The 6,460-nt window shown below is 70.6% G+C and carries 8 protein-coding genes; 3 read left to right on the top strand and 5 right to left on the bottom strand.

Annotated elements, in window-relative coordinates; all coding sequences use genetic code 11:
• Positions 1 to 7: 7 nt before the first annotated feature.
• Together cheD and AB7U92_RS02255 are read left to right on the top strand one after the other, a co-directional pair.
• Positions 8 to 610, top strand: a complete 603-nt coding sequence (cheD, locus tag AB7U92_RS02260) for a chemoreceptor glutamine deamidase CheD (protein ID WP_428574298.1) — start codon at positions 8 to 10, stop codon at positions 608 to 610.
• A gap of 27 nt (positions 611 to 637) precedes the next feature.
• A complete protein-coding gene (locus AB7U92_RS02255) occupies positions 638 to 1,735 on the top strand; it encodes a protein-glutamate methylesterase/protein-glutamine glutaminase (protein WP_428574294.1) in 1,098 nt (365 codons plus the stop codon).
• 19 nt (positions 1,736 to 1,754) lie between these two features.
• Here AB7U92_RS02255 and AB7U92_RS02250 read toward each other — a convergent pair whose 3' ends face one another.
• The gene (locus AB7U92_RS02250; RefSeq protein ID WP_428574292.1) at positions 1,755 to 1,979 is read right to left on the bottom strand and encodes a hypothetical protein; all 225 of its coding nucleotides are present in this window, start codon (positions 1,977 to 1,979) and stop codon (positions 1,755 to 1,757) included.
• An 85-nt stretch (positions 1,980 to 2,064) separates the two neighbouring features.
• Between AB7U92_RS02250 and AB7U92_RS02245 the strand changes: the two genes are divergently transcribed.
• On the top strand, positions 2,065 to 3,039 hold the full coding sequence (locus AB7U92_RS02245) for a LysR substrate-binding domain-containing protein (RefSeq protein ID WP_428574290.1): 975 nt from the start codon (positions 2,065 to 2,067) through the stop codon (positions 3,037 to 3,039).
• Here AB7U92_RS02245 and hemW read toward each other — a convergent pair.
• The 4 genes from hemW to AB7U92_RS02225 are packed head-to-tail and all read right to left on the bottom strand — an operon-like array spanning position 2,948 to position 6,457.
• The gene (hemW, locus tag AB7U92_RS02240) at positions 2,948 to 4,159 is read right to left on the bottom strand and encodes a radical SAM family heme chaperone HemW (RefSeq protein WP_428574288.1); all 1,212 of its coding nucleotides are present in this window, start codon (positions 4,157 to 4,159) and stop codon (positions 2,948 to 2,950) included. The two genes, AB7U92_RS02245 and hemW, sit on opposite strands and share 92 nt — an antisense overlap.
• Positions 4,152 to 4,781 carry an RdgB/HAM1 family non-canonical purine NTP pyrophosphatase gene (gene rdgB / locus AB7U92_RS02235; RefSeq protein ID WP_428574286.1) on the bottom strand — a complete coding sequence of 210 codons (630 nt, stop codon included), beginning with the start codon at positions 4,779 to 4,781 and terminating at the stop codon, positions 4,152 to 4,154. Before rdgB ends, hemW begins: the two co-directional genes overlap by 8 nt.
• Before the next feature lie 4 nt (positions 4,782 to 4,785).
• Positions 4,786 to 5,514, bottom strand: coding sequence for a ribonuclease PH (gene rph / locus AB7U92_RS02230; protein WP_428574284.1), 729 nt, complete (start codon positions 5,512 to 5,514; stop codon positions 4,786 to 4,788).
• Between the two features lie 28 nt (positions 5,515 to 5,542).
• On the bottom strand, positions 5,543 to 6,457 hold the full coding sequence (locus AB7U92_RS02225) for a PP2C family protein-serine/threonine phosphatase (RefSeq protein ID WP_428574282.1): 915 nt from the start codon (positions 6,455 to 6,457) through the stop codon (positions 5,543 to 5,545).
• Positions 6,458 to 6,460: the final 3 nt, after the last annotated feature.

The raw sequence follows: 6,460 nt of genomic DNA, 5'->3' as shown, positions 1-6,460 counted from the left end.
GGCGCGCCTGAAGGCGCAGCCGCGCAAGCCGGGCGAAGCCTCGTTCTTCTTCTACGACGCGCACTTCAAGAACGACGCCGTGAAGTTCCTGCCCGGCGAGTATTTCGTCGACAGCGAGGACATCCTGATCATGACCACGCTGGGCTCGTGCATCGCCGCCTGCCTGTGGGACCGCAACGCCCACATCGGCGGGATGAACCACTTCATGCTGCCCGACGGCGCCGGCAACGGCCTGGACAGCGGCCGCTACGGCTCCTACGCGATGGAGCTGCTGATCAACGAGCTGCTCAAGCGCGGCGCCACGCGCGCCACGCTGGAGGCCAAGGTGTTCGGCGGCGGCCAGGTGATCAGCGGCATGAGCACGATGAACGTCGGCGAGCGCAACACGCAGTTCGTGCTCGACTACCTGAAGACCGAGCGCATTCCCGTCGTCTCGAAGGACGTGATGGACGTCTACCCGCGCAAGGTGTGCTTCCTGCCGCATTGTGGCAAGGCGATGGTCAAGCGGCTGTCGCCGACCAATCCGGAGGCGCTGGCCGCGCAGGATCGCGCCGCGGCGCAGAAGGTCGTGCCGCCGGCCAGCGGCGCCGGCTCGGTCGACCTGTTCTGACGAGAAACGAAGCGAGGAGGCGCATTCATGGCCAAGACGCGCGTGGTGGTGGTCGACGACTCCGCCCTGGTTCGCAGCCTGCTGTCCGAGATCATCAACCGCCAGCCCGACATGGAGTGCGTGGGCGCGGCGGCGGATCCGTACGTGGCCCGCGAGCTGATCCGCAACACCAACCCCGACGTGATCACCCTCGACGTGGAGATGCCGCGCATGGACGGCATCGACTTCCTCGGCAAGCTGATGCGGCTGCGGCCCACGCCGGTGGTGATGGTCTCGACGCTGACCGAACGCGGCGCCGAGGTGACGCTGCGCGCACTGGAACTCGGTGCGGTGGACTTCGTCGCCAAGCCGAAGATCGGCGTGGCCGACGGCCTGCGCCAGCTCGCCGAGGAGATCACCGACAAGGTGCGCATCGCCTCGAAGGCACACCTCAAGCGCCTGGCGGTACCGGTGGCCGGCCCGGCGGCGGGCCATGGCGACGCAGCCCCAGCGCGTCCCGCGGCGCCCTCGGCCATCGGACGGCTGTCGACCGAGAAGATCGTCTTCATCGGCGCCTCCACCGGCGGCACCGAAGCGACCAAGGAAGTGCTGATGCAGCTGCCACCGGACAGCCCGGCGGTGATGATCACGCAGCACATGCCACCCGGCTTCACCAAGAGCTATGCGGCACGCCTGGACGGCCTGTGCCGCATCCGCGTGGCCGAGGCGCGCGACGGCGAGCGCGTGCTGCCCGGCCATGCCTACATCGCGCCCGGTGGCATGCACCTGAGCGTGGAGCGCAGCGGCGCCAACTACATCGCCCGCGTGCAGGCCGGCGAGCCGGTCAACCGCCACATGCCCTCGGTCGAGGTGCTGTTCAAGTCGGCCGCGCGCGTGGTCGGCCCCAACGCGCTGGGCATCATGCTCACCGGCATGGGTGCCGACGGCGCCAGGGCCATGCGCGAGATGCGCGACGCCGGCAGCTACAACTTCGCCCAGGACGAGGCCAGCTGCGTGGTCTTCGGCATGCCGCGCGAGGCCATCTCCCATGGCGCCGCCAACGAGGTGCTGCCACTGGCGCAGATCGCACCCAAGCTGATCGAGCGGCTGCGCAGCACGGCGGGGATGTCGCTGAACCGCGTCTGAGCCGGGCTGCCGTCTTCGCTCAGTAGAAGCGCCCGGGCCCGGCGTCGCCGATGCGTTCGCGGCGCGCGCGGGCCTCTTCCTGCATCCACAGCGGCATGCCCATGTCGCGCAGCGTCGCCTCGTCGAGTTCCAGCACATCGTCGACATCGCGGCGCGCCCTGAAGCGTGCCCAGGCCTCGCCCAGGCGGTCGAACAGCCGCTCGTGCCAGCGGCGGTGCAGCGGGATCGTGCAGCAGGTGTCCATGTCGGCTCCTCGTTCGGTGTGCTGGTAAGCGTAAGCGCCCAGACTGCGTCCCGGAATCGATGAGTTCCGGCCAGCTTGGTCAGCTATGCTTACCAGAATGGCCCGCCTGCCCTTGCACGTCCTGCCCACCTTCCGCGCCGTGGCGCGGCGCGCCAACCTGCGGGCGGCGGCCGAGGAACTGCACCTCACCCACAGCGCGGTGAGCCAGCAGATCCGCCTGCTCGAGGAGCAGCTCGGCATCGCGCTGTTCGACCGCCACGGCCGCCGCGTCGCCCTCAACGCCGCCGGCGCGGCGCTGCTGCGTGCCGTGGAGCCCGCGCTGGCGCAGCTCGACGAGGGCGTGCGCGCCGCTCACGCGGCCAGCAGCGGCGCGGGCGACGAGAACCTGCGCGTGTCGGTGCTGCCCTCGTTCGCGCAGCGCTGGCTGCTGCCGCGCATGGCGGACTGGCGAGCGCGCCATCCGCAGATCGCCCTCGAACTGCATGCCTCGCAGCAGGTGGTCGACCTCGCGCGCGAAGGCTTCCATGCCGCGCTGCGCACCGGCATCGGGCCCTGGCGCGGACTGGCCGCGCAGCGGCTGATCGATTCGCCGTGGATCGTGGTGGCACCGCGAGTCGCGGCGCAGCGGCTGCGCGATGCCGAGCCCGACGCGCTGGCGCATGAGCCGCTGCTCGGCGACGGGCCGATGTGGCAGCGCTGGTTCGCGCTGGCTGGCCACAGGGTCAAGGTCAAGCCGGTGGCCGAGTTCAACGACGCCGGCCTGATGCTGCAGGCCGCCGAGCAGGGCCTGGGCCTGGCGCTGGCGCGCGAGGTGCTGGCCGCCGACGCGCTGGCCGATGGCCGGCTGGTGCGCCTCTCGCCGATCGCGCTGGAAGACCCCGACGCCTATCCCTACTGGCTCGTCTACCCGCCGGCGCTGGCCGAGTGGCCGCCACTGCGCGCCTTCCGCGAGTGGCTGGCCGAGGAACTCAGCCGGCCGGCAGGAACAGCGACTGCAGGTCGGACAGGAAGTCGAAGCCGCGCGGTGTCGGGCGCAGGCCCGAAGCGTCGCGCTCGATGAGGCCACGGCGCCCGGCCTCGTCCAGCGCCGGCGCGATGGCCGACAGCGGCAGGCCCGTGCGCTCGGTGAAGCGCGCCAGTTCGAAGCCCTCGCGCAGCCGCAGCGCATTGAGCATGAACTCGAAGGGCAGCGCGCTGCGCGCGACTTCTTCGTCGTTGGAGATCGCCTCGCCGGCCAGCGCGCGCTCGATGTAGGTCATCGGTTCGCGCCAGCGCACCTGCCGCACGATACGGTGCGGAAAGCTCAACTTGCCGTGCGCCCCGGCGCCGATGCCGAGGTAGTCGCCGAACTGCCAGTAGTTGAGGTTGTGCACGCAGCGGTGGCCCGGCTTCGCGAAGGCCGAGACCTCGTAGCGTTCCAGGCCGTGGCGCGCGGTGCGCTCGCTGATCAGGTCGAGCATCTGCGCGGCGGTGTCATCGTCGGGAAGGCCGGCCGGCGGCGCGTTGGCGAAGCGGGTGTTCGGCTCGATGGTCAGGTGGTAGATCGAGAGGTGCGGCGGCGCGAAGGCCAGCGCCGTCTCCAGCTCGTGCGCGAGCTCGTCGACGCCCTGGCCAGGCAGCGCATACATCAGGTCGAGGTTGAAGGTCTCGAAGTGGCGCGCGGCTTCCTCGAGCGCCGCCTTCGCCTGCGCCGCATCGTGCACGCGGCCGAGCACGCGAAGCTTCGCGTCGTCGAAGCTCTGCACGCCGACCGACAGCCGCGTGACACCGGCCTCGCGGAAGGCGCGGAAACGGTCGCGCTCGAAGGTGCCCGGGTTGGCCTCCAGCGTGATCTCGGCGCCGGGCTCCAGCGGCAGCCGCGCGCGGACGTCGCCGATCAGCGTGGCGATGGCATCGGGCGAGAACAGGCTGGGCGTGCCGCCGCCGATGAACACGCTGATCACGCGCCGGCCCCACACGAAAGGCAGCGCGGCTTCGAGGTCGGCGCGCAGTGCCTCGAGGTAGCGTTGCTCCGGCGGAGTGCCGCCATCACGCCACTCGTGCGAATTGAAGTCGCAGTAGGGGCACTTCTTCAGGCACCAGGGCAGGTGCACGTACAGCGACAGCGGCGGCAGCGCGGCCAGTGACAGCGTGCCCAGCCGCGTGTAGCGCGCCAGGCGTTCGGCGGCGGATTCAGCCAAGGTGCCAGCTCTCGCGCATCAGCGCGAGCAGCTGCGCCGCCGCAAGCGCGCGGTGGCTGTGGGCATTCTTGCTGGCCGCATCGAGCTCGGCCACGCTGGTGCCGAGCGACGGGATGAACATCAGCGGGTCGTAGCCGAAGCCGCCCGCGCCGCGCGGCGCGTCCAGAATCTCGCCCTGCCAGCGGCCCACGGCGACCAGCGGCTCCGGATCGTCGGCCGAGCGGATCGCCACCAACGTCGAGACGAACTTCGCGCGACGGTCGGCCTGGCCCTGCATCCGCTGCAGCAGCAAGGCGTTGTTGGCCGCGTCCTGCACGCGGCGTTGCGCTTCGCGATCGCCGGCCGGAGCCGCGATGGCGGCGAAGTGCGCCGAGGCCACGCCGGGCGCGCCGCCCAGCGCATCCACGCACAGGCCGGAGTCGTCGGCGATCGCCGCGCCGCCGGTGGCGCGCGCCGCGTGCCGCGCCTTGGCCAGCGCGTTCTCGATGAACGTGTGGTGCGGCTCGTCGGCCTCGGCCACGCCCAGCGCGCCTTGCGCGACGATCTCCAGCGGCAGCGCCGCGAACAGCGTCTTCAGCTCGGCGAGCTTCTTGGCGTTGTTGGAAGCCAGGACGAGGCGCATCGGCTCAGACCCCGAGCGATGCCTTCTGCGCCGCCACCAGCTCGCGGATGCCCTTGTCGGCCAGCGCAAGCAGCTGCGCCATCTCGGCATGCGTGAACGGCACGCCTTCGGCGGTGCCCTGCACTTCCACGTAGCCGCCTTCGGAAGTCATCACCACGTTCATGTCGGTGTCGCAAGCGGAATCCTCGACGTACTCGAGGTCGAGCAGCGGCGTGCCCTCGACGATGCCCACCGACACCGCGGCGACGAAGCTGCGGATCGGCGAGGCAGAGAGCTTCCCCTGGCCGAGCAGCCAGCTCACCGCGTCGTGCGCCGCAACGAAGGCGCCGGTGATCGCCGCGGTGCGCGTGCCGCCGTCGGCCTGCAGCACGTCGCAATCGAGCGAGATGGTGCGCTCGCCGAGCGCCTTCAGGTCGAACACGCTGCGCATCGATCGGCCGATCAGGCGCTGGATCTCCTGCGTGCGGCCGCTCTGCTTGCCCTTGGCGGCTTCGCGGTCGCTGCGCGTGTGGGTGGCGCGCGGCAGCATGCCGTATTCGGCGGTGACCCAGCCTTCACCCGAGCCGCGCTTGTGCGGCGGCACCTTTTCCTCGACCGAGGCGGTGCACAGCACCTTGGTGTCGCCGAAGGCGACGAGCACCGAGCCCTCGGCGTGGCGGGTGTAGTGGCGGGTGATGCTCACCGGACGCAGGGCGTCCGCGGCGCGGCCGTTCGATCGATGGAAGGAAGTCATGCTGCGATTGTCGCAGCGCGGGCCCGGCTCAGCTTTTCTTCTGGCTGGAGCGGCGGATCGCCTCGTTGATCTCGCGGATCGAGCGTTCGATCTCGGCGTCGTCGAGCTCGTCGGGCGAGTCGGTGCCGAGCACGCTGGCCTGGATCGTCGAGGCGAAGACTTCCTCGCCGAGCGACTGGGTGGAGATGCCCAGGCCGCTGTCGCTGTCCTCGGCGGCTTCCCACTCGACGGCCAGCACCGACACGTTGTCGCACTTCGGGCCGCCGTTGCGCAGCGCCTGCTCGACGAGCTCGGGCACCGCATCGGAGATGGCATTGCGCGAGAGCTGGTCGGTGATCTCGGCGTCCGACACCGTGCCCCACAGGCCGTCGCTGCACAGCAGCAGGCGGTCGCCGGCCTGCAGCAGCAGCGGGCCGACGGTGTCGACCACCGGCTTGCCCGGGCTGCCCAGGCAGGTGAACAGCACGTTGCGGTTGAAGCGCTCGCCCATGGGCACGACCTGGCTCATGGTCTCCTGAAGCTCGGAGTAGGAGTGGTCGCGTGTGCGGGCGATCAGCTTGTCGCCGCGCACCATGTACAGCCGCGAGTCGCCGCAGTGCGCCCAGTAGGCCATGTTGCCCTGCAGCAAGCAGGCGACCACGGTGGTGCGCGGCGTGTCGATCAGCGCCTTCTGGGTGGCGTAGCGCAGCAGCTGGTGGTGGCCGGCGATGATGGCTTCGTTGAGGAAGCGCATCGGGTCGGGCAGCGTGGGCTTGGAGTCACGCTGGAACATCGCCGCCAGCGTCTGCAGTGCCAGCTGCGAGGCGACCTCGCCTTCCGGATGGCCGCCCATGCCGTCGGCCAGCGCGAAGAGGCCGGCATCCCGCGTGTAGCAGTAGCCCATGCGGTCTTCGTTCTTCTCGCGGCCGCCCTTGCGGCTGACCTGGTAGACCGAGAAACGCATGCG

Source organism: Piscinibacter sp. (assembly GCF_050175855.1).
GTDB lineage: Bacteria > Pseudomonadota > Gammaproteobacteria > Burkholderiales > Burkholderiaceae_C > Piscinibacter.
This window is presented reverse-complemented; position numbering and strand designations above follow the sequence as displayed.